This is a genomic window from Nocardioides marmotae (assembly GCF_013177455.1).
Taxonomy (GTDB): domain Bacteria; phylum Actinomycetota; class Actinomycetes; order Propionibacteriales; family Nocardioidaceae; genus Nocardioides; species Nocardioides marmotae.
Genome location: NZ_CP053660.1, coordinates 2,932,183 through 2,951,894, shown reverse-complemented (window position 1 = coordinate 2,951,894; position 19,712 = coordinate 2,932,183). Strand labels below are relative to the sequence as shown.

Annotated in this window: 16 protein-coding genes and 1 tRNA gene; 12 read left to right on the top strand and 5 right to left on the bottom strand. The window is 73.4% G+C overall.

Translation table 11 applies throughout. The annotated features are described in order from the left end of the window. Positions 1-95: 95 nt before the first annotated feature. Positions 96-2,834: a pyruvate dehydrogenase (acetyl-transferring), homodimeric type gene (aceE, locus tag HPC71_RS14080; protein ID WP_216656642.1), complete on the bottom strand. Its 2,739-nt coding sequence runs from the start codon at positions 2,832-2,834 to the stop codon at positions 96-98. A gap of 408 nt (positions 2,835-3,242) precedes the next feature. On the opposite strand from aceE, the gene HPC71_RS14075 reads away from it, so the two are divergent. The 5 genes from HPC71_RS14075 (at position 3,243) to HPC71_RS14055 (ending at position 6,346) form a co-directional block, all read left to right on the top strand. Then, the gene (locus HPC71_RS14075; protein ID WP_154616263.1) at positions 3,243-3,701 is read left to right on the top strand and encodes a DUF3052 domain-containing protein; all 459 of its coding nucleotides are present in this window, start codon (positions 3,243-3,245) and stop codon (positions 3,699-3,701) included. Between the two features lie 10 nt (positions 3,702-3,711). Continuing rightward, positions 3,712-5,346 (top strand): AMP-binding protein, encoded by a 1,635-nt coding sequence (locus HPC71_RS14070; protein ID WP_171896815.1) that lies wholly within the window; start codon positions 3,712-3,714, stop codon positions 5,344-5,346. Beyond that, positions 5,343-5,816, top strand: a complete 474-nt coding sequence (locus tag HPC71_RS14065; RefSeq protein WP_171896814.1) for a peroxiredoxin — start codon at positions 5,343-5,345, stop codon at positions 5,814-5,816. Before HPC71_RS14070 ends, HPC71_RS14065 begins: the two co-directional genes overlap by 4 nt. Before the next feature lie 166 nt (positions 5,817-5,982). Then, a tRNA-Val gene (locus HPC71_RS14060) sits at positions 5,983-6,057 on the top strand. Positions 6,058-6,121: 64 nt separating this feature from the next. Next, entirely contained in the window at positions 6,122-6,346 is a 225-nt protein-coding gene (locus HPC71_RS14055; RefSeq protein WP_154616267.1) for a hypothetical protein, read from the top strand. A 58-nt stretch (positions 6,347-6,404) separates the two neighbouring features. On the opposite strand, the gene HPC71_RS14050 is transcribed toward HPC71_RS14055, so the two are convergent. Both HPC71_RS14050 and HPC71_RS14045 read right to left on the bottom strand, forming a co-directional pair. Further along, positions 6,405-7,760 carry an MFS transporter gene (locus tag HPC71_RS14050; RefSeq protein WP_171896813.1) on the bottom strand — a complete coding sequence of 452 codons (1,356 nt, stop codon included), beginning with the start codon at positions 7,758-7,760 and terminating at the stop codon, positions 6,405-6,407. 65 nt (positions 7,761-7,825) lie between these two features. Beyond that, positions 7,826-8,935, bottom strand: coding sequence for a baeRF2 domain-containing protein (locus HPC71_RS14045; RefSeq protein ID WP_154616269.1), 1,110 nt, complete (start codon positions 8,933-8,935; stop codon positions 7,826-7,828). A gap of 110 nt (positions 8,936-9,045) precedes the next feature. Here HPC71_RS14045 and HPC71_RS14040 point away from each other — a divergent pair, with 110 nt between their 5' ends. Together HPC71_RS14040 and HPC71_RS14035 are read left to right on the top strand one after the other, a co-directional pair. After that, positions 9,046-10,578 carry an AMP-binding protein gene (locus tag HPC71_RS14040; RefSeq protein WP_171896812.1) on the top strand — a complete coding sequence of 511 codons (1,533 nt, stop codon included), beginning with the start codon at positions 9,046-9,048 and terminating at the stop codon, positions 10,576-10,578. Between the two features lie 287 nt (positions 10,579-10,865). Continuing rightward, complete coding sequence (locus tag HPC71_RS14035) at positions 10,866-12,182, top strand: HNH endonuclease (protein ID WP_154616270.1); 1,317 nt, start codon at positions 10,866-10,868, stop codon at positions 12,180-12,182. Positions 12,183-12,495: 313 nt separating this feature from the next. Here HPC71_RS14035 and HPC71_RS14030 read toward each other — a convergent pair whose 3' ends face one another. Further along, positions 12,496-12,798, bottom strand: a complete 303-nt coding sequence (locus tag HPC71_RS14030) for an antibiotic biosynthesis monooxygenase family protein (RefSeq protein WP_154616271.1) — start codon at positions 12,796-12,798, stop codon at positions 12,496-12,498. 38 nt (positions 12,799-12,836) lie between these two features. On the opposite strand from HPC71_RS14030, the gene HPC71_RS14025 reads away from it, so the two are divergent. The 4 genes from HPC71_RS14025 to HPC71_RS14010 are packed head-to-tail and all read left to right on the top strand — an operon-like array spanning position 12,837 to position 17,310. Next, on the top strand, positions 12,837-13,955 hold the full coding sequence (locus HPC71_RS14025) for a Nif3-like dinuclear metal center hexameric protein (protein WP_171896811.1): 1,119 nt from the start codon (positions 12,837-12,839) through the stop codon (positions 13,953-13,955). Between the two features lie 16 nt (positions 13,956-13,971). Continuing rightward, positions 13,972-14,742, top strand: a complete 771-nt coding sequence (locus tag HPC71_RS14020; protein WP_432806461.1) for a zinc ribbon domain-containing protein — start codon at positions 13,972-13,974, stop codon at positions 14,740-14,742. Beyond that, positions 14,739-15,944: a bifunctional RNase H/acid phosphatase gene (locus tag HPC71_RS14015; RefSeq protein ID WP_195849536.1), complete on the top strand. Its 1,206-nt coding sequence runs from the start codon at positions 14,739-14,741 to the stop codon at positions 15,942-15,944. The genes HPC71_RS14020 and HPC71_RS14015 overlap by 4 nt, the downstream gene beginning before the upstream one ends. Positions 15,945-15,954: 10 nt before the next feature. Then, positions 15,955-17,310 carry a phosphotransferase gene (locus tag HPC71_RS14010; RefSeq protein ID WP_154616273.1) on the top strand — a complete coding sequence of 452 codons (1,356 nt, stop codon included), beginning with the start codon at positions 15,955-15,957 and terminating at the stop codon, positions 17,308-17,310. Here the strand turns inward: HPC71_RS14010 and yaaA are convergent. Beyond that, positions 17,297-18,076 carry a peroxide stress protein YaaA gene (gene yaaA / locus HPC71_RS14005; RefSeq protein WP_171896809.1) on the bottom strand — a complete coding sequence of 260 codons (780 nt, stop codon included), beginning with the start codon at positions 18,074-18,076 and terminating at the stop codon, positions 17,297-17,299. The genes HPC71_RS14010 and yaaA overlap by 14 nt on opposite strands. 18 nt (positions 18,077-18,094) lie before the next feature. Here yaaA and HPC71_RS14000 point away from each other — a divergent pair, with 18 nt between their 5' ends. After that, positions 18,095-19,561, top strand: coding sequence for an RNB domain-containing ribonuclease (locus tag HPC71_RS14000; RefSeq protein ID WP_154616274.1), 1,467 nt, complete (start codon positions 18,095-18,097; stop codon positions 19,559-19,561). Positions 19,562-19,712: the final 151 nt, after the last annotated feature.

The window sequence follows — 19,712 nt, the reverse complement described above, 5'->3', positions numbered from 1 at the left end:
CCGACCCCTGACCCAGACGACGGAGCCCCCGCACGCTCGGCGTGCGGGGGCTCCGTCGTCGGTGCTCGGGTCGTCGGTGCTCGGGTGGGGGACGCTCAGGCGTCCCCGCCCTCCTGCTTGACGTCGGCGACGGCCGTCGGGTCGTCGATGCGGTACGTCGCGAACGCCTTCTCGACCTGGGCGCGGTCGATCTGGCCGGCGTCGGCCAGGGCCTGGAGGGCCTGGACGACGACGGACTGGGCGTCGATGTGGAAGTACCGGCGGGCGGCGGGACGGGTGTCGGCGAAGCCGAAGCCGTCCGCGCCGAGCACGCGGTAGTCGCCGGGGACCCAGCGCGCGATCTGCAGCGGGACCGCTCGCATGAAGTCCGAGACCGCGACGACCGGGCCCTCGACGTCGACGAGACGCTCCTCGACGTAGGAGGAGCGCGGCTCCTCGCCGGGGTGCAGCAGGTTCCACTCCTCGGCCGCGATGGCGTCGCGGGCCAGCTCGTTCCACGAGGTGACCGACCAGGTGTCGGCCTGGACGCCCCACTCCTCGGCCAGCATCCGCTTGGCGTCCTCGATCCACGGCATCCCGACACCCGAGGCCATCAGCGTGACCTTCGGGCCCTCGCCCTCGGCGCGCGAGACCTGGTGCATGCCGCGCAGGATGCCCGCGACGTCGACGTCCTCGGGCTCCTTGGGCTGGGGGACCGGCTCGTTGTAGACCGTCAGGTAGAAGATGACGTTCTCGCCGTTGCCCTCGGGGCCGGACGTGCCGTACATCCGCTCGAGGCCCGAACGCATGATGTGCGCGACCTCGTAGGCGTAGGCCGGGTCGTAGTGCACGACCGCCGGGTTGGTCACCGCGAGGAGCGGGGAGTGGCCGTCGGCGTGCTGGAGGCCCTCACCGGTCAGCGTCGTGCGACCGGCGGTGGCGCCGATCAGGAAGCCGCGGGCGAGCTGGTCGGCCATCGCCCAGATCGAGTCACCGGTCCGCTGGAACCCGAACATCGAGTAGAAGATGTAGAACGGGATCATCGGCTCGCCGTGGGTGGAGTACGACGACCCGGCGGCCGTGGCCGAGGCCATCGCGCCGGCCTCCGAGATGCCCTCGTGGAGCATCTGGCCCTGCGCCGACTCCTTGTAGGAGAGCAACATGTTGCGGTCGACCGACTCGTACTTCTGGCCGGCCGGGTTGTAGACCTTCGCGCTCGGGAACATCGCGTCCATGCCGAAGGTCCGGTACTCGTCCGGGGCGATCGGCACGATCCGCTTGCCGATCTCGGTGTCCTTCATCCAGTCCTTGAGCAGGCGGACGACGGCCATCGTGGTGGCGACGGAGTTCTTGCCCGAGCCCTGCTTGAGCTCGGCGTAGGCCTTGTCGCCCGGGAGCGTCAGCGGCTTGGCGCGCAGCACCCGCTTGGGCAGCGACCCGCCGAGCTGGCGGCGCCGCTCGAGCATGTACTCGATCTCCGGGGAGTCCGCGCCCGGGTGGAAGAACGGCGCGGTGCCGGTCTCCTCGTAGGCCCGCTCGAGGTCGCGGTCGGAGATGGGCAGGTAGAGCCGGTCCCGGAACCGCTTGAGGTCGGCCGGGGTCAGCTTCTTCATCTGGTGGGTGGCGTTCTTGCCCTCCAGCGCGTCGATCGTCCAGCCCTTGATCGTCTTGGCGAGGATCACGGTCGGCTGGCCGACGTGCTTGGTGGCGGAGTCGAACGCGGCGTACACCTTGCGGTAGTCGTGACCGCCGCGCGGCAGCTTCTGGATCTGCTGGTCGCTCATGTGCTCGACCATCGTCCGCAGCCGCGGGTCGCCGCCGAAGAAGCTCTCGCGGACGTAGGCGCCGTCCTCGACCGAGTAGGTCTGGAACGCGCCGTCCGGCGTGGTGTTCATCTTGTTGACGAGCACGCCGTCGACGTCGCGGGCGAGCAGCGGGTCCCACTCACGACCCCAGACGACCTTGATCACGTTCCAGCCGGCGCCACGGAAGTTGGCCTCCAGCTCCTGGATGATCTTGCCGTTGCCGGTGACCGGGCCGTCGAGCTGCTGGAGGTTGCAGTTGACGACCCAGGTGAGGTTGTCGAGCTCCTCGCGGGCCGCGATCCGGATCGCGCCGAGCGACTCGGGCTCGGCCATCTCGCCGTCGCCGAGGAAGGCCCAGACGCGCTGCTGGCTGGTGTCCTTGATGCCGCGGTTCTGCAGGTAGCGGTTGAACCGCGCCTGGTAGATGGAGTTGATGCCGGTCAGGCCCATGGAGACCGTCGGGAACTCCCAGAACTCCGGCATCAGCCGGGGGTGGGGGTACGACGGCAGGCCGGCGCCCGGCCCGTGCTGGACCTCCTGGCGGAAGCGGTAGAGCTGCTCCTCGCTCAGGCGACCCTCGAGGAACGCGCGGGAGTAGACGCCCGGCGAGGCGTGGCCCTGGATGTAGACCTGGTCGCCACCGCCGGGGTGGTCCTTGCCGCGGAAGAAGTGGTTGAAGCCGACCTCGTAGAGGCTGGCCGAGGACTGGTACGTCGCGATGTGCCCGCCGACCTCGAGGCCCTTGCGGTTCGCGCTGGAGACCATCACCGCGGCGTTCCAGCGGATGAACGCCCGGATCCGGCGCTCGGTCTCCTCGTCCCCGGGGAACCACGGCTCGCGCTCGGGCGGGATGGTGTTGATGTAGTCGGTGCTGCGCAGGGCGGGCACGCCGACCTGCATCTCACGCGCACGTTCGAGCAGACGCAGCATCACGTAACGGGCCCGCTCGCGGCCCCGCTCGTCGACGAGGGAGTCAAAGGAGTCGAGCCAGTCGTGGGTCTCGTCCGGGTCGATGTCGGGCAGCTGGGTCGGCAGGCCCTCGTGGATCACCGAGGGGGTCGAGCCGGTGCGGGTGCCTGAGGTGGTGGGTGGTTCTCCGGTCACATCATCATCGTTGCACGCGAGCAGGCACGAGGGAATTTACCCGTCGGTAGCCGAGATCGGCTCGACCTCGGCCGTTCCGGGGTCCCTCTCGGCGCCCTGTCGCCCTCCCTCCGGCGGCATGCTCACAGCGGCGTTTCCAGCGTGCTCCTGGCGTGCTCCTGGCGTGCTCGTGGCGTCCTCGTGGGGCCCTGTCGAGGTCCGCGGGGCGCCCTCCCTGGCGTTCCAGCGGCGTCGCTGTGACGCAGAAGTGGCGTTCCCGCAGGTCGCGACGGGTTGCATCGGGCGCCCGACTCCGCTGGACTACTCCTCGAGGCCGTGGATAGCGGCCGTACCGATCGCGTCTGGAGGACCACGTTGAGCTCGACCGAGGGTGGGGGCACCACCCCGACCGGCGCCGCAGGCGCCGACCTACCCGGCACCGGACCCGCCGAACGGCTGGGGCTCACCAAGGGCATGGTCGTCCAGGAGCTCGGGTGGGACAACGACACCGACGACGACCTCCGGGTGTCCATCGAGAACACCATCGACGCCGACATGGTCGACGGTGACCACGGCAACGTCGTGGACGCGGTCGTGCTGTGGTGGCGACGCGAGGACGGCGACCTGGTCGACAGCCTCGTCGACGCCCTCACCGACCTCGTCGGCGGCGGCGCGATCTGGCTGCTGACCCCCAAGGTCGGCCGGCCCAACGCCGTGGACGCGGCCGACATCGCCGAGGCCGCGCCCATCGCCGGCCTCTCGCAGACGACGACCGCCGCGGTCAGCAAGGACTGGACGGCCACGCGTCTGGTCGCGCCCAAGACGCCCGCGTAGGTTCTGACCCGTGCTCCAGACCCTCCTCGGCCGCGCCACGGCCGCGGGCACCGGTGCGAAGGTGCTCGCGTCCTCCGGCATCATCCGTCCGTACCCGCCGGCGGTGCTCGTCCGGCTGGCGCGCACGGTCAAGGACTGGGGCACCGGCCCCGCCGGCGGCTTCGCGAGCCTCGCGGTGCGCTACCCCGACCGGGTCGGTCTGGTCGATGAGCTGGGCGAGCTGACGTTCGGCGAGGTGCACCGCCGGTCGAACGCGCTGGCCCGCGCGCTGAGCGCCCGCGGCGTCGGGGAGGGCGACGGGGTCGCGCTCATGTGCCGCAACCACCGCGGCTTCGTCGACACCACGATCGCCGCGGCCAAGCTCGGCGCGGACCTGCTCTACCTCAACACCGCCTTCGCCGGCCCCCAGCTCGTCGACGTCCTCGAGCGGGAGAAGCCGACCGTCGTCGTGCACGACGAGGAGTTCACCGAGCTCCTCGCCGAGGCCGACGTCGAGCAGCGGGTGCTGGCCTGGGTCGATGGCGACGCCGACGGCTCGGAGGAGGTGCCGACCCTGGAGGGGCTGATCGCCTCGGCGGACGACGGCGACCTCGACCCCCCGGACCGGCACGGGCGGATCATCATCCTGACCTCCGGCACGACCGGTACGCCGAAGGGCGCCCCGCGCAACGAGGCCGGTGTCGACGCGGCGATCTCGCTGCTCTCGCGGATGCCGCTGCGCCACGGCTGGCGCACCCACATCGCCGCGCCGCTGTTCCACACCTGGGGCTTCGCCCACATGGCGCTGGCCATGCTGCTGGGCTCCACGATCGTCCTGAAGCGGCGCTTCGATCCCGAGGACTGCCTGCGCACGGTCGAGGAGGAGCGCTGCGACTCCCTGGCCGTCATCCCGGTCTTCCTCCAGCGGATCCTGGGCCTGGAGGAGGACGTGCTGCGGCGCTACTCCCTCGACACCGTCAAGGTCGTCGCGTCCTCCGGCTCGGCCCTGCCCGGTGACCTCGCGATCACCTGGATGGACCACTTCGGCGACAACCTCTACAACATCTACGGCTCGACCGAGGTGGCCTACGCCTCGATCGCCACGCCCGTGGACCTGCGCGAGGCGCCGGACTCCGCCGGCATGCCCCCGTGGGGCACGACCGTCAAGATGTACGACGAGGAGGGCGCCGAGGTGCCGCAGGGCGCCTCGGGCCGGATCTTCGTCGGCAACAGCCTGCTCTTCGAGGGCTACACCGGCGGCGGGAACAAGGACATGATCGACGGGCTGATGTCGACCGGCGACGTCGGTCGGATCGGTGACGACGGGCGGCTCTACGTCGAGGGCCGCGACGACGAGATGATCGTCTCCGGCGGCGAGAACGTCTTCCCCAAGGAGGTCGAGGACTGCCTCGCCCGCCACGAGGCGGTCGTGGACGTCGCGGCCGTCGGGATCGACGACGAGGACTACGGCAAGCGGCTGCGGGCCTTCGTGGTCCTGCGCGACGGCGCCTCGGCCGACGAGGACGAGCTCAAGGGCTGGGTCAAGCAGAACCTGGCCCGCTACAAGGTGCCCAAGGAGATCGTCCTGATCGACGAGCTGCCCCGCAACGCGACCGGCAAGGTCCTCAAGCGCGAGCTGACGAAGCGCACGAAGGACGGCGAGTGAGCGGAATCGCGCTCGGGTGCGTGGCGCCCGACTTCACCCTGCGCGACCAGTTCGGCCAGGACGTCACGCTGTCGTCGTACCGCGGGCAGAAGGCGGTCGCGATCCTGTTCTTCCCCTACGCGTTCTCCGGCGTCTGTACCGGCGAGCTGACCGGGGTGCGCGACCGGCTCGCGGAGTTCCTCACCTTCGACACCGAGGTGCTCGCGATCTCCTGCGACCCGATGCACGCGCTGCGTGCGTTCGCCGACGCCGACGGCCTGAACTTCCCGCTGCTCTCGGACTTCTGGCCGCACGGCGAGGTCACCCGCGCCTACGACGTCTTCAACGAGCGGACGGGTGCGCCGCGCCGCTCCTCCTACGTGCTGGACCGCGACGGCGTGCTGCGCTGGTCGGTGCACAACCCGACCTCGGAGGGGCGCGACCTCGACGAGCACCTGCGCCAGCTCACCCTGCACGCCGATCCCGTCTAGACCGCGGCGGGCGATCCGGGGCAACCGGGGACGTTGTCGGGGGCCCGCGTTAGAGTTGATCCCGTTGAACCGCTGGTGACCCGAGACGCCAGCGGTTCAACTCATTTCCGGCCCTTTTCGTGAGGCCGTGCGCCACCGTCTAGTCTGTGGCCGCCCGAGCGGGCACGGGCGTATAGCTCAGCGGTAGAGCACCTCGCTTACAACGAGGTGGTCGGGGGTTCGATCCCCTCTGCGCCCACCAACGCGGTTCTGACCAGCGGGAAGGTCGGAGGAGTCCGCTGCCGGGCTGTCGTAGGGTCGGCGGCATGTCATCGAAGGGCCCAGAGTCCGCCACCGCGATCGGCATGGCCATCGGCGCCGCCATCGGGGTCACGCTGTGGATGGCACTCGACAGCGTCGCGTTCCTCGCCCTGGGCATCCCCATCGGGCTCGCGCTCGGCGCCGGGATCGGCGCGTCCCGTGGCGAGGCCGAGTCGACGGACGGGGATGCCGCGGACGATGATGCCGCGGACGAGGGCAGCGGGCTCTAGGCGGCCGCGAGCCGGGTCATCTCCTCAGGCGTCGACCGAGCCCGCCTGACCGCCGGGGTCAGGACTCGTTGAGGGCGGCGCCGGCGCGCTCGGGCAGCCCCCAGGTCGCCGCGGCGGCCAGGGTGAAGAACCCGGCGAAGACGACGAACAGGCCGGTCGTGCCGCTGCCGGCGTCGAGGAGCCACGGCACCGAGAGCGGCGCGAGGACCGAGGCGATCCGGCCGAAGCCGGCCGCGGCGCCGGCCCCGGTCGCCCGCAGCGTCGTCGGGTAGACCTCGGGCGTCACGGCGTACAGCGCACCCCACGCGCCGAGGTTGAAGAAGGACAGCGCCATCCCCGCGGCGATGATCGCCGTCTCGGTGTCGGCACGGCCGAACAGCACCGCGGAGACCGCCGACCCGACGAGGAACGCCGAGAGCGTGGCGCGGCGGCCCCAGGTCTCCACGAGCACCGCGGCCGCGGCGTACCCCGGCAGCTGGGCGAGGGTGATGACCAGGGTGAAGCCGAAGGAGCGGACCAGGTCCATCCCGTCGGCGACCAGCAGCGAGGGGATCCAGATGAAGGCGCCGTAGTAGGAGAAGTTGATCCCGAACCAGACCGCCCAGAGCGCCGCGGTGCGGGTGGCGTGCGGCGCGCCCCAGAGCGCCCTCGGGCCCGGAGCGCGCGGCTCGCTGCGCTCCACCTGTGGCTGCGCGGGATCGCTCGGCGGCTCGCTCGGCGGCTCGCTCGCCGGGGGAGCGGGGATCCCGGCGGCGGCCTCGAAGCGCCGGACGGCGGCCTCGGCCTCGTCGTGCCGGCCGCGGCTCTCGAGGAAGCGGACCGACTCCGGCAGGCCGCGCCGCACCACGACGGCGTACGCCACCGGGAGCGCGCCGAGGGCGAGCGCCCAGCGCCAGCCGTCGTCGGAGGCGGGCACGACGAGGTAGCCGATCACGGCGGCGAGGACCCAGCCGACCGCCCAGAACGACTCCAGGGCGACGACGACCCGCCCGCGGATGCGTGCGGGGGCGAACTCGCTGACCAGCGTGCTGGCGACCGGCAGCTCGGCGCCGAGGCCGAGGCCGATGAGGAACCGGAAGACCAGGAGGGCGCCGACCGACCAGGAGAGCGCGGCGGCGCCGGTCGCGAGCCCGTAGACCAGGAGGGTCAGCGCGAAGACCTGCCGCCGGCCGACGCGGTCGGCGAGCAGCCCGCCGAGGGTGGCCCCGACGGCCATCCCGACGAAGCCGATGCTCGCGATCCACGACAGCGTCGTCGTGCCGAGGTCCCACTGCACGGCCAGCGCGGCCATGACGAAGCTGATCAGTCCGACGTCCATGGCGTCGAGCGCCCAGCCGATGCCGGAGCCGACGACGAGGCGGCCGTGCTCGCGGGTGAAGGGGAGGGCGTCGAGCCGCTCGCTGCGGGTGGGCACGGCCGGACCGTACCCAGTCCGGGAGCGGCCGGCGTCCGCGGTGGTCCGCCCGGCCCCCTGGGGACTCAGGAGTCCTGGGTGCCCACGGCGGGCTGGTCCCAGCGCAGGAGCGCGGCGACGGGCTCGCCCCGCATCGCCTGGTGCGGGCTGACGGTGACCGCGGCGTCGGTGAGGACGGCGGCGGCGATGAGGGCCTGGTCGGCGCGGAGCGGCTGCTGGGGGACGCCCTCGCCGAGCTCGAGGCCCTCGTGCCGTGACGGGTCCAGCTCGGCGTCCGCGGCCCGGCTCGGGTCGAGCAGCAGGGTGTCGACCTGCCCGCGGACGAAGGCGTCGGCGACGGCCTCGACGCCGGCGGCGACCGCCTCGCCGCGACCCAGCCGCTCCTTGAGCTCGGCGACGACGCCGAGCCGGCGCTGGACGACCTGCTGCATCAGCGCCTCGCGGATCGCCTGCTGGAGCGCGGCGTCCCCGCCGTCCTCGGCGCGCTGCCCGCTGCTGAGCTCGACGACCTCGGCGGTGCTGCTCTCGAGCCGCTCGCGGACCAGGCCCTTGGACGTCGGGTCGCCGGCGAGGAGTACCAGCCGGTGGCCGGCGCGCACGTAGGAGGTGATCGCCTCGACGACCTCCTCGGCGCTGTCGCGCCAGACGTTCTCGGATCGCACCTCGTAGTGCTTCTGCGCCCACCCGCCGACCGGCACCTTGGTGACGTCGGCGATGCGCTCGTCGTCGATCTGGATCCGCTGGGCGTCCAGCGCGGTCGGCACGTCGGAGAGGTGCACCGCCACGTCGCCGCCGGTGTGGTCGACGACCGCGAGCACGAAGGAGACCGTGCTGTCGCGGTGCTCCACCCAGGCCGCCAGGTCCGGCAGCGGCCCCCAGGTCGCGACCGGCCGGTCGACGCGGACCGTCGCCACCTCGTCGAGGACCACGCCGCCGGCGTTGGCGACCACCAGCCGGCCGACCGGCGCGGGCCGGTCGAGCGGCGCGGAGAGGACGCGGACGACGGTCTCCACGACGTCCTCGTCGGCCCCCTGCTCGCTGAGCTGCGCGGCGGCCGCGCGGACCCGCAGCTCGTGCTCGTGCTCGCCGTTCTCCGTGGCCCGGCTGACGTCGACGAAAGCGGTGGCGAAGGGGCCGGCCGCCTGCTTGATCTTGCTGAAGTCCGAGGTGTCCATGGGCGGTCGGTTCCCCACCGTCCCGTCGGGATACGGCGGCAACCACAGCCCAACCGCAGGTGCCTAGAGTGGCCCACACCACGTCGTACGCGAACCGCTCAGGAGGTCCCGTGATCGTCCCGTTCAGCGTCTCCGACTTCATCGACCGGGCGGTGACGGTCTATCCCGACCGCACCGGTGTCGTCGACGAGCCGCAGCAGCCGGCGCCGTCACTGGGCTCGCTGACCTACCGCGAGCTCGGCGACCTCGCCGCGCGCCAGGCCGCGCACCTCGATGAGCTCGGCATCGGGGTGGGGGAGCGGGTCGCGGTGGTCAGCCACAACAGCGCCCGTCTGCTCGGGTCGTTCTTCGGCGTCGCCGGGTCGGGGCGCGTGCTGGTGCCGGTGAACTTCCGCCTGCGGCCCGACGAGGTCCGCTACATCGTCGAGCACTCCGGTGCCCGCGCCCTCTACGTCGACCCCGAGCTCGAGGACGCCCTCGGCGGGGTCGGTGCCGAGCACCGGTTCACCCTCGGCCACGACGAGGACCTGTACGCCGCGCCCGGCGCGACGCCGCAGCCCTGGGAGCCGGACGAGAACGCGACCGCCTGCGTCAACTACACCTCCGGCACCACCGCGCGGCCCAAGGGCGTGCAGATCACCCACCGCAACATCTGGGTCAACGCGCTCACCTTCGGGCTCCACGCCGGGCTCACCGACCGCGACGTCTACCTCCACACCCTCCCGCAATTTCACGCCAATGGTTGGGGGATGCCTTTCGCCACGACCGGGCTGGGCATCAAGCAGGTGATCATCCGCAAGATCGACGGCGCGGAGATCCTGCGCCGGGTCCGCGACCACGGCGTCACCGTCATGTGCGCCGCGCCCGCGGTCGTCGCGGCCGTGCTCGACGCGCTGCCCACGTGGGAGGGCGAGGTGCCCGGCCGCGACCGGGTGCGGATCATCGTCGCCGGCGCCCCGCCGCCGACCCGCACCGTCGCCCGGGTCGAGGAGGAGCTCGGCTGGGAGTTCATCCAGATCTACGGCCTCACCGAGACCTCGCCGCTGCTGACGGTCAACCGCACCCGGGCGGAGTGGGACGACCTCACGGCCGACGAGCGGGCCGCCAAGCTCGTGCGGGCGGGTGCGCCCGCGCTCGGCGTACGGCTCTCGACCGGGCCCGAGGGCGAGGTCCTCGCCCGGTCGAACGTCGTCATGGAGGGCTACTGGGAGCAGCCCGAGGAGAGCGCCGTCGCGCTCGCCGACGGCTGGTTCCACACCGGTGACGGCGGCACGATCGGCGAGGACGGCTACCTCACGATCTCCGACCGCAAGAAGGACGTGATCATCACGGGCGGGGAGAACGTCTCCTCCATCGAGGTCGAGGACGTGATCTTCTCCCACCCGGCCGTCGCCGAGGTCGCCGTCATCGGCGTGCCCAGCGAGAAGTGGGGCGAGACGATCAAGGCCCTCGTCGTCCTCGCCGAGGGCGCCTCCGCCACCGAGGCCGAGCTGATCGCGTGGTGCAAGGACAAGGCCGCAGGCTACAAGGCGCCGACCTCCGTGGAGTTCCGCGAGGAGCTCGCCCGCACCGCCACCGGCAAGCTGCAGAAGTTCAAGCTGCGTGCGGAGTACTGGCGGGAGCAGGAGCGGCAGGTCAACTAGGGCGCCGCGGTGTCGAGGCCCCGCGCGGCCGACCTTCGGCCTCCGGGTCAGCCCGCTGGTCGAGCAGGAGGCGCCCCTGGCGCCGACGTGTCGAGGCCCCGTGAGCCGACCTTCGGGCTGCGGGACGTGGGTGGTTGCGGTCTTTGGCAGCTATGGGACGGGGTACGCCGAGGGTCGCTGTCTGCTGCCGGGTCTCTGGCCGCCGCCTCGCGCTGGACCGTCCGACCCGTTCTGAAGATGTGCGAACAGGCCCTTCTGTTCGATCACGTGTTCGAGTAGAATGAGGCATGGCCTTGATCGCGACGCTCGAGCACCCGCTGGACACCCCAGCCGACGTGCTCGCGTCCGCCCGGGCTGAGCAGAAGGCGGCGAACGCCGCGGAGGCTCGTCTCCTCGAAGCGGCGGTGCAGTGGTGCGTGCTCCACCCGGCCGAGTCGCTCGACGAGGCAGCGACGTGGTCGGTGTTCCGCGGGTTCGGCGACAAGCCGGTCTGCCTCGCGGGTGAGGGTGCTCCGTTCGTGACCGAGTTCGCGGTGGTGGAGTTCGCGGCCGGGCTCGGGAAGTCGGAGGACGCCGGCCGCGCCTACCTGGCCGAGGCCCTCGAGCTGCGCTACCGGCTCCCGAAGCTGTGGGCCAAGGTGACCTCGCTGGACCTCCCGGCCTGGAAGGCACGATCGCTGGCGCGGCGGACGCTGCACCTGCCGAAGAAGGGCGCCGCGTTCGTCGACACCCACCTCGCCCCGGTGGCCTCGACCATCGGGCCGGCTGCGTTGGAGCGGTTGCTGGAGGAGGCGCTGGTCCGGTTCGACCCCGACGAAGCCCAACGTGTTGCGACCGAGCGTGCCGAGGCCCGGCACGTGACCATCCAGTCCCGCCAGGTGTCCTTCGACGGGCACGTGGACGTGTGGGCGACCCTCGACCTGGCCGACGCGCTCGATCTCGACGACGCCCTGACCAAGGGCGCGGTGAGGCTCGAGCAGCTCGGCTGCACCGACACCCTCGACGCCCGCCGGTCGGTCGCTCTGGGTGACATGGCGCGGCGGCAGCTGAGCCTGGAGTTCGACACCGACCCCAAGCCGCTGGTCGTGCACGTGCACCAGCGTCCCGACGGGACGCTGGACGAGATCACCCGCGTGGAGAACGTTCGCGGGTTCGTCCTCACCGCCCAGCTAGCCGACTGGTGCACCCGCGCCGCCCGAGGGCAGGCCTCGATCATCGTGAAGCCGGTCATCGACCTCAACGCCCGGATCCACGTCGAGGCCTACGAAGTCCCCGACCGCCTCAGCCAACAGACCCGGCTCCGCGACCACCACTGCGTCGCCCCCTGGTGCACCAGACCCGCCCACGCGAACTCGCGAGTGGACGACGACCACGTCGTCCCCCACGCCAGGGGCGGACCGACGGCGACCGAGAACATCGCGCCCCTCTGCAGGCGCCACCATCGCGCGAAGACCCACGCCGGCTGGCACCAGGAGTCGCCATCGCCGGGCACGTTCGAGTGGCGAAGTGCGACTGGTCTCACCTACCGGGTCGACCACCGAGGCACCCACGACCTGGGACCCGAACCGCCACCACCCCAGCCGCCTGAGGCACCGGTTTCATAGCCCCACCGCCCACGACCCCGCCGGAGCACCCAGTCGGCGGGGCACAGGCACGCCCGGAGCCCGCCCGCGAGGTCGGCCGCGGACTTCCGCGGCATGCGCGGCAATGCGCGGCATCCGACGGTGCCCCCACGGCCACCGCTCGGGGCGAGGAGGCGCGTTGGCAGCGCCCACCCGGAGCCCAGCGGTGGCCAGGAAGCCGGCGGCGGACCGTGACCCACGACGTACCTGGTCCCATAGCTGCCAAGGACCGCGACCACCCACGGCCCCCAGGCCGAAGGCGGCAGGGCGCGTTCTGCAGACGAGCCGCCGAGCGTCAGCGGACGTCGAGGACGACCTCGAACTCCAGCAGCGAGGCGCCGGTGGAGACGGGGCCGCCGGCGGGGGAGCCGGCGTGGGCGGCGCGGGCGTCGCCGTCGCGCCAGGCCTCGAAGGAGGCGTCGTCCTCCCACTGGGTGACGACGAAGTAGCGGTCCTCGCCGGCGACCGGGCGCAGCAGCTGGAAGCCGAGGAAGCCGGGGGTGCCCTCGACGGTGCCGGCACGGGCGGCGAACCGCTTCTCGAGCTCGGGGCCGGCCTGGGGCGGGACGGAGATGGCATTGATCTTCACGACGGGCATGGAACGAGCCTAGGCACCCCCGGCGATAGCCTGGCCGGGTGCCCGCGCTGAAGGACGTCGTCGACCTGCTGCACACCTGGTACCCGCCGGCCACGGCGGACGGCTGGGACGCCGTCGGCCTGGTGCTCGGGGACCTCGCGGCGCCGGTGAGCAAGGTGATGCTGGCCGTCGACCCCACCGAGGTCGTCGCGCAGGAGGCCGCCGCGTGGGGCGCGGACCTGCTCGTGGTGCACCACCCGCTGTTCCTCAAGCCGGTCCACGGCTTCACGACCGCGACCCCGAAGGGCCGCACGGCGGCCACGTTGAGCCGGGCGGGGTGTGCGCTGCTGGCGGCCCACACCAACGCCGACCAGGCCGTCGGCGGGGTCTCGGAGTCGATGGCGCTCGCGCTCGGCCTCACCGACCTCGAGCCGCTGCTGCCCGCACCGGCCGCGCCGCTGGACAAGCTGACGGTCTTCGCGCCGGTCGACAGCGCCGAGCGGGTCCGCGACGCCCTCGCCGCGGCGGGCGCCGGCGAGCTCGGCGACTACGAGGGCGCGTCGTTCACGACGGCGGGGGAGGGCCGGTTCCGCCCGATGCCCGGCGCGGACCCGACGATCGGCGAGGTCGGCCGCTCCGAGGTCGTCGAGGAGGTGAGCATCCAGGTGGTGCTGCCGCGCGGGCGGCGTACCGCGGTGGTCCGGGCGTTGCTCGCGGCCCACCCCTACGAGGAGCCGGCGTACGACGTCGTGGAGATCGCCGACCCCGGCACCGCGTCCACCGGCACCGGCCGGGTCGGCACGGTCGGGCCGATGACGCTGCGGGCCTTCGCCGAGCGGGTGCGCGACGCCCTGCCGGCGACCGCCCAGGGGGTGCGGGTCGGCGGCGACCCCGACCGCGAGGTACGACGCGTGGCGCTCTGCGGCGGGGCCGGTGACTTCCTGCTCGACCGGGTCCGCGGGTGCGACGTCGACGTGTACGTGACCAGCGACCTTCGTCACCACCCGGCGTCGGAGTTCCTGGAGCACGGCGGGCCGGCGCTGGTCGACGTCGCTCACTGGGCGGCGGAGTGGACCTGGCTGCCGGTGCTCGAGAGGCGGCTCGCGGGCGCCCTGGGCGGTACGGTGAGCACCCGCGTCAGCACCACGTCGACCGATCCGTGGAGCTTCCGCGTCTGAGACCCGCACGACCCACCTGAACACGTCACAAGGGAGCACTCCGCTGAAAGCCGACCCCACCGCCCAGCTCGCGCTTCTCGAGGTCCAGGAGATCGACGCCCGCGCCGACCAGCTGCGCCACCAGCGGTCGCACCTGCCCGAGCTCGCCGAGATCGCCGAGCTCGAGGCCAGCCGGAAGGTGATCGACGACCAGGCCCGCGACGCCCGGATCGTCGTCGACGACCTGAGCGCCGAGCAGGCGAAGGTCGACGCGGACGTCGAGGCCGTCCGGACCCGCCGCACCCGCGACCGCGACCGGATGGACCAGGGCCTGATCTCCAACCCCAAGGACCTCGAGCGGATGCAGCGCGAGCTGGAGTCCCTCGAGCGCCGGATCGGCTCCCTGGAGGACGACGAGCTCGAGGTGATGGAGAAGCTCGAGGAGGCCCAGCGCGGCCTCGCCCACCTCGACGAGCAGCTCGCCGCCCACGACGAGCGGCTCGCAGCGCTCGCCGCCGAGCGCGACCGCCGCTTCGCCGAGATCGACGCCGAGCTCGCCACCGTCGAGGGCGGCCGCGGGGCGAAGGCCGAGGGCCTGCCCGCCGACCTCGTCGCCCTCTACGACAAGCTGCGCGCGAGCAAGGGCGGGGTCGGCGCCGCCGAGCTCCGCGCCCGCCAGTGCGGCGGCTGCCGGCTCACCCTCGACAACGCCGAGCTCGCGATCATCGCGCGCACCCCGGCCGACCAGGTCGTCCGGTGCGAGGAGTGCTCGCGGATCCTGGTCCGCACGGCCGAGTCCGGGCTGTGACCGGACCCCGCTCGGTCGTCGTCGAGGCCGACGGCGGCTCACGCGGCAATCCCGGCCCGGCGGCGTACGGCGCGGTCCTCAAGGACGCCGAGACCGGCGCGGTCATCGCCGAGGACGGCACGACGATCGGCCGGGCGACCAACAACGTCGCGGAGTACTCCGGGCTCATCGCCGGGCTGCGGCTCGCCGTCGAGCACGCGCCCGGGGCGACGGTGGAGGTCCGGATGGACTCCAAGCTCGTCGTCGAGCAGATGTCGGGCCGCTGGAAGATCAAGCACCCGGACATGAAGCCGCTGGCCGCCGAGGCCGCGCAGCTGGCGCCGGCCGGCACGACGTACACCTGGGTCCCGCGGGCCCGGAACTCCCACGCCGACCGCCTCGCCAACGAGGCCCTCGACGGGCTCCGCTCCGGGGTCACGGTGGCGGAGCTCGACGAGGACTCGCTCATCGAGGAGATCCAGAGCCCCGACGCCGCCGCCGCGGGCGACGCCCCGGCCTCGATCCAGTCGCAGACGCGCGGCTGGTCGGCCGGCACGGGCGCGCCCACCACGCTCGTGCTGGTCCGCCACGGCGTCACCGCCCACACCCAGGCCAAGCGGTTCTCCGGCGGCCTGGCCAGCGCCAACCCCGGGCTCAGCGACGAGGGCCGCGCGCAGGTGCGGACGACCGCCGACTGGCTGGCGCCGCTGGCCGCGCGGATCGACGCCGTCGTCGCGAGCCCGGTACGCCGCACCCGGGAGTCCGCCGAGATCGTCGCGGAGGTCCTGGGTCGCCCGCTGCTGGAGGAGCCCGGCTTCGCCGAGATGGAGTTCGGCTCCTGGGACGGGCTGACCTTCGCCGAGGTCGCCGAGCAGGACCAGGCCGGGCTCGACGCCTGGCTCGGCTCGCTCGACGTGCCCGCCGGGGGAGGCGAGTCGTTCCGCACCGTCCAGGAGCGGGTGCTCGCCGGGCTCGACCGGGTGCTGGCCGCCCACGCCGGCCGCGCGATCGTCGTGGTCAGCCACGTGACTCCGATCAAGACGCTGGTCGCGCACGCGGTGGACGCGCCGCTGGACGCTGTCTTCCGCATGGAGCTGACCCCCGCGTCGGTGACGGTGCTGTCGTTCTACCCCGAGGCCGAGGGCGGCCGCCGCGGCTCGATGCGGCTGTTCAACGCCCTGCCCCCGGGCAACGGCGTGGTCGACGAGCTCGGTCGCTGGTAGACATCCGGGCGTGCTCGCCCGTCACCACCAGGTCGCCCTGCTCGACCCGTCGCTGACCCGGGTCCTGGTGGTCGCCGACGAGGGGGAGCGGCCGCACCTGGTCCGGATCGAGCCGCGCTGGCCCGACCACCGCGAGCTCGTCGCGGCGGTCGGCGACCCGTCGGCCTTCGTGGCCGCCGCGCCCTGGCGCGAGGACGGCGGCACCGTCACCAACGTCCTCGTCGGCGACGGGACCACGACGCTCACCGGCGCGGCCTGGTGGCCGCTGGCCGGCCTCGACGGCCTCGACGGCCTCGACGGCCTCGACCTGGTCCCCGGGCAGGCCGACGGCTTGCGCCGCGTCGTCCGCGAGCGCCGGGACGGGGCGCCCGACGACGGGCGCGCCCCCTGGTGGCTGCCCGGCTGGCGCGAGCAGGTCGTGGCCTGGCTCGACGAGGTGCTACCGCGCTCCGGGCACGCCCGCGCCGGCGAGCCGGAGGCGGTCAAGGTGTGGAGCCTCTCGGCGGTGCTGCGGGTGCCGGTGACCGGCGGCGAGCTGTGGTTCAAGGCGACCTGCGAGGGGTTCGGCACCGAGCCCGCGCTGACCCTCGCCGTCGCGGGGCTCGCGCCGCGGCTTGCCCCCCGCGTGCTCGCCGTCGACCCCGACCGCGCGTGGATGCTGATGGAGCCGCTGTCGTGGGGCGGGGCCGAGGACGACGTCACCGCCCCCGAGCACGCGCCGGCGGTCGCCCGGGCCCTGGCCCGCCTCCAGCTCGACACGCTCGCCCACCGCGGGACCCTCCTGCGCGCCGGCGTCACCGACCGGGGCCTCGAAGCCACGGTGGCGGGGCTGGCCACGGTCTGCCGCGACAGCGTGGAGCAGCACCTGATGACCGACGAGCAGCGCGCCACCGCCCGCGACCTGGAGCCCTGGCTGGTCGAGCAGTGCCGCACCCTGTGGGCCGCCGGTCTCCCCGACGCCCTCAACCACGGCGACCTGCACCTCGGCAACGTCGCCTGGGACGGCCGGCCGGTCCTCTACGACTGGACCGACGCCTGCCTGACCCACCCGTTCCTCGACGCCCAGCACCTCGCCGACAGCGCCGCCCGCGAGGCCGGGCAGGGGACCGGAGGGGCGGCCGAGGAGGCCCGCGCGGCGGTCCGCGAGGCGCACACGGAGGTGTGGCGGGCGGCGTACCCCTCCGTCGACGTCGACGCGCTGTGGCCGCTCGTGCTGGTCGTCGAGGCGGCCTTCCAGGCGGTGACCTTCGAGCAGCTCTACCGCGCCCAGCCCGAGGCCGAGCGCTGGGAGCTGGCGGGCGTGCTGGTGGAGATCCTCGACAAGCTGGCCGCGGCGCGCGCCGCCGCCGCGGCTACAGCTGGCTGACCACCACGTCGAGCTGGGTGCCCTTCGCGGTGGGCTCGCCGACCTCGACGGCCCACCCGAGGTCGCGCAGGACCTCGGCGAGCGCGGCCGGCGTGCGCGGGTCGCGGCCGTCCTCGAGCAGCGCGCGGACGATCCGGCCCTTGGTCGCCTTGTTGAAGTGGCTGACCACCTTGCGCGTGCCGCCCGACTCGTGCAGCACCCGGACGGTCGCCGTGCGGGCGGCCAGGTCGCGGTCGGGTCGCCAGAACGCGACGTACATCGTGCTGCGCAGGTCCACCAGCAGTCCGCGGCCCAGCGCCTCGGTCACCGCCGGGCCGAGCGCCTCGCGCCACACGCCCGCCACCGGGCCGAGCCCGGGCAGGGTCACGTCGCCGGAGAGGCGGTACGCCGGGATCCGGTCGCCCAGGCGCACCATCCCGAACAGGCTGGAGACCACCGCGACCCGCGCGCCGGCCCGCCGCTTGGGGGCCGGGCTGAGCGTGGCGGCGTCGAGGGCGTCGTACAGCACGCCGGTGTAGACCCGGTCGGCCCGCGCGGTCGGGGCGTCGCGCAGCAGCGCGTTGCGCTCGAGCAGGTCGAGCTGGGAGGAGCCGAGACCCAGCACGGTCGCGGCCTCGGTCGGGTTGCCGGACGACAGGGCGACGAGCGCGCCGAGCACGCGCTCCCGGACATCGGTCAGCACGGGGGAGGAGAGCCCGGCGAGGTCGAGCGGCGCGCCTCGGTGCGGGGCGGTCTTGCCCTCGCTCGGCGGGAGCAGGATCAGCACCGGCCTAAGGTACGAGGCATGCCGAGCAACCGCGTGGTCCGGGTCCGCACCAGGCAGGACGGCGTGGCCGCGGTCCGCCTCCGCGAGGGCATCGCGGCGATCCGCGAGGAGCTCGGCGTCACCCCGGACTTCCCGCCGGAGGTCGAGGAGGCCGCCGCCCGGGCGGCCGCCGCGCCGCGGCTGCCGGCGCTCGACCGCACCGACCTGCCGCTGGTGACCATCGACCCCGAGGGCTCGATGGACCTCGACCAGGCCCTCCACATCCAGCGGGACGCCGACGGGTACGTCGTGCACTACGCGATCGCCGACCTGCACGCCTTCGTCAGCCCGGGCGACCCGGTCGACGAGGAGTCCCACCGCCGCGGCGAGACGCTCTACGGCGCGGACTCCAAGATCCCGCTGCACCCGAAGGTGATCTCCGAGGACGCCGCCTCGCTGCTCCCCGACCAGGTCCGCCCGGCTCTGCTGTGGACGATCCGCGTCGACGCCGAGGGCGAGGGCACCGCCGTCCACGTCGAGCGGGCGCTGGTCCGCTCGCGCCGCCGGCTGACCTACGAGGAGGCGCAGGCCGCGCTCGACGCCGGCACGGCCGAGGAGGTGCTGGTGCTGCTGCGCGAGGTCGGCCGCCTGCGGCTGGCCCGCGAGGCCGCCCGGGGCGGGGTGTCGCTGCCGCTGCCCGAGCAGGAGATCGACATCGAGGGCGACCACTGGCGCCTCGAGCTGCGCCGGCAGCTGCCGGTGGAGGAGTGGAACGCCCAGATCTCGCTGCTCACCGGCTTCGCCGCCGCCTCGCTGATGGTCTACGCCCGGGTCGGCCTGCTGCGCACCCTCCCGCCGCCGGACCCCCGCGACGTGCAGCGGCTGCACCGCACCGCCCGGGCCCTCGGCATCGAGTGGCCCGCCGAGCAGCTCTACCCCGACTTCATCCGCTCGCTGGACCCCGCCCTGCCGCACCACGCGGCGATGGTCGTGGCGTGCACGCGGCTGCTGCGCGGCAGCGGGTACGTCGCCTTCGACGGCGAGGTCCCCGAGCAGCCGCTGCACGCGGCGCTCGCCTCGGAGTACGCCCACGTGACCGCCCCGCTGCGCCGGCTCGGCGACCGGTACGCCGGCGAGATCTGCCTCGCGCTGTGCGCCGGGACCGAGGTGCCGGCGTGGGTCCACGACCGGCTGCCCGGCCTGCCGGCCACGCTCCAGGGCTCCGGGCAGCGCGCCAACCGCTACCAGAGGGCGATCGTCGACCTCGTGGAGGCCGGCGTGCTCGGCGCCCGGGTCGGCGAGGTCTTCGCCGGCGTCGTGGTCGACCTCGACGAGGACGACCCGCGCTCGGGCGACGTCACCGTCGAGGAGGTCGCCGTCGAGGCCCGGGTCACCGGCGCCACCGACCTGCCGCTCGGCTCCGACGTACGCGTCCGGCTCGTCACCGCCGACGTGGCGACCCGCCGCGTGGCCTTCGAGCTCGTCGAGGACGCGGCTCAGGCGTAGCGGAGCACCTGGAGGAGGACGATCAACGACAGCACCAGGACACAGGTCACGGCGTAGGACCGCAGGTCTGATCCGTCGTCGTGCGGTGCCGTCATCTGTCCTCCTGGAGCGCGTCGGCTGTGGCAGGCTCAACGACGCTCGGGCGCACCGG

What these genes read in the sequence shown, in the direction of transcription:
- HPC71_RS14055 (WP_154616267.1), top strand. Translation starts at nt 6,122, where the DNA reads ATGTCATCGAAGGGCCCAGAGTCCGCCACCGCGATCGGCATGGCCATC.
- HPC71_RS14045 (WP_154616269.1), bottom strand. Translation starts at nt 8,935, where the DNA reads ATGGACACCTCGGACTTCAGCAAGATCAAGCAGGCGGCCGGCCCCTTC.
- HPC71_RS14035 (WP_154616270.1), top strand. Translation starts at nt 10,866, where the DNA reads ATGGCCTTGATCGCGACGCTCGAGCACCCGCTGGACACCCCAGCCGAC.
- HPC71_RS14030 (WP_154616271.1), bottom strand. Translation starts at nt 12,798, where the DNA reads ATGCCCGTCGTGAAGATCAATGCCATCTCCGTCCCGCCCCAGGCCGGC.
- HPC71_RS14000 (WP_154616274.1), top strand. Translation starts at nt 18,095, where the DNA reads ATGCCGAGCAACCGCGTGGTCCGGGTCCGCACCAGGCAGGACGGCGTG.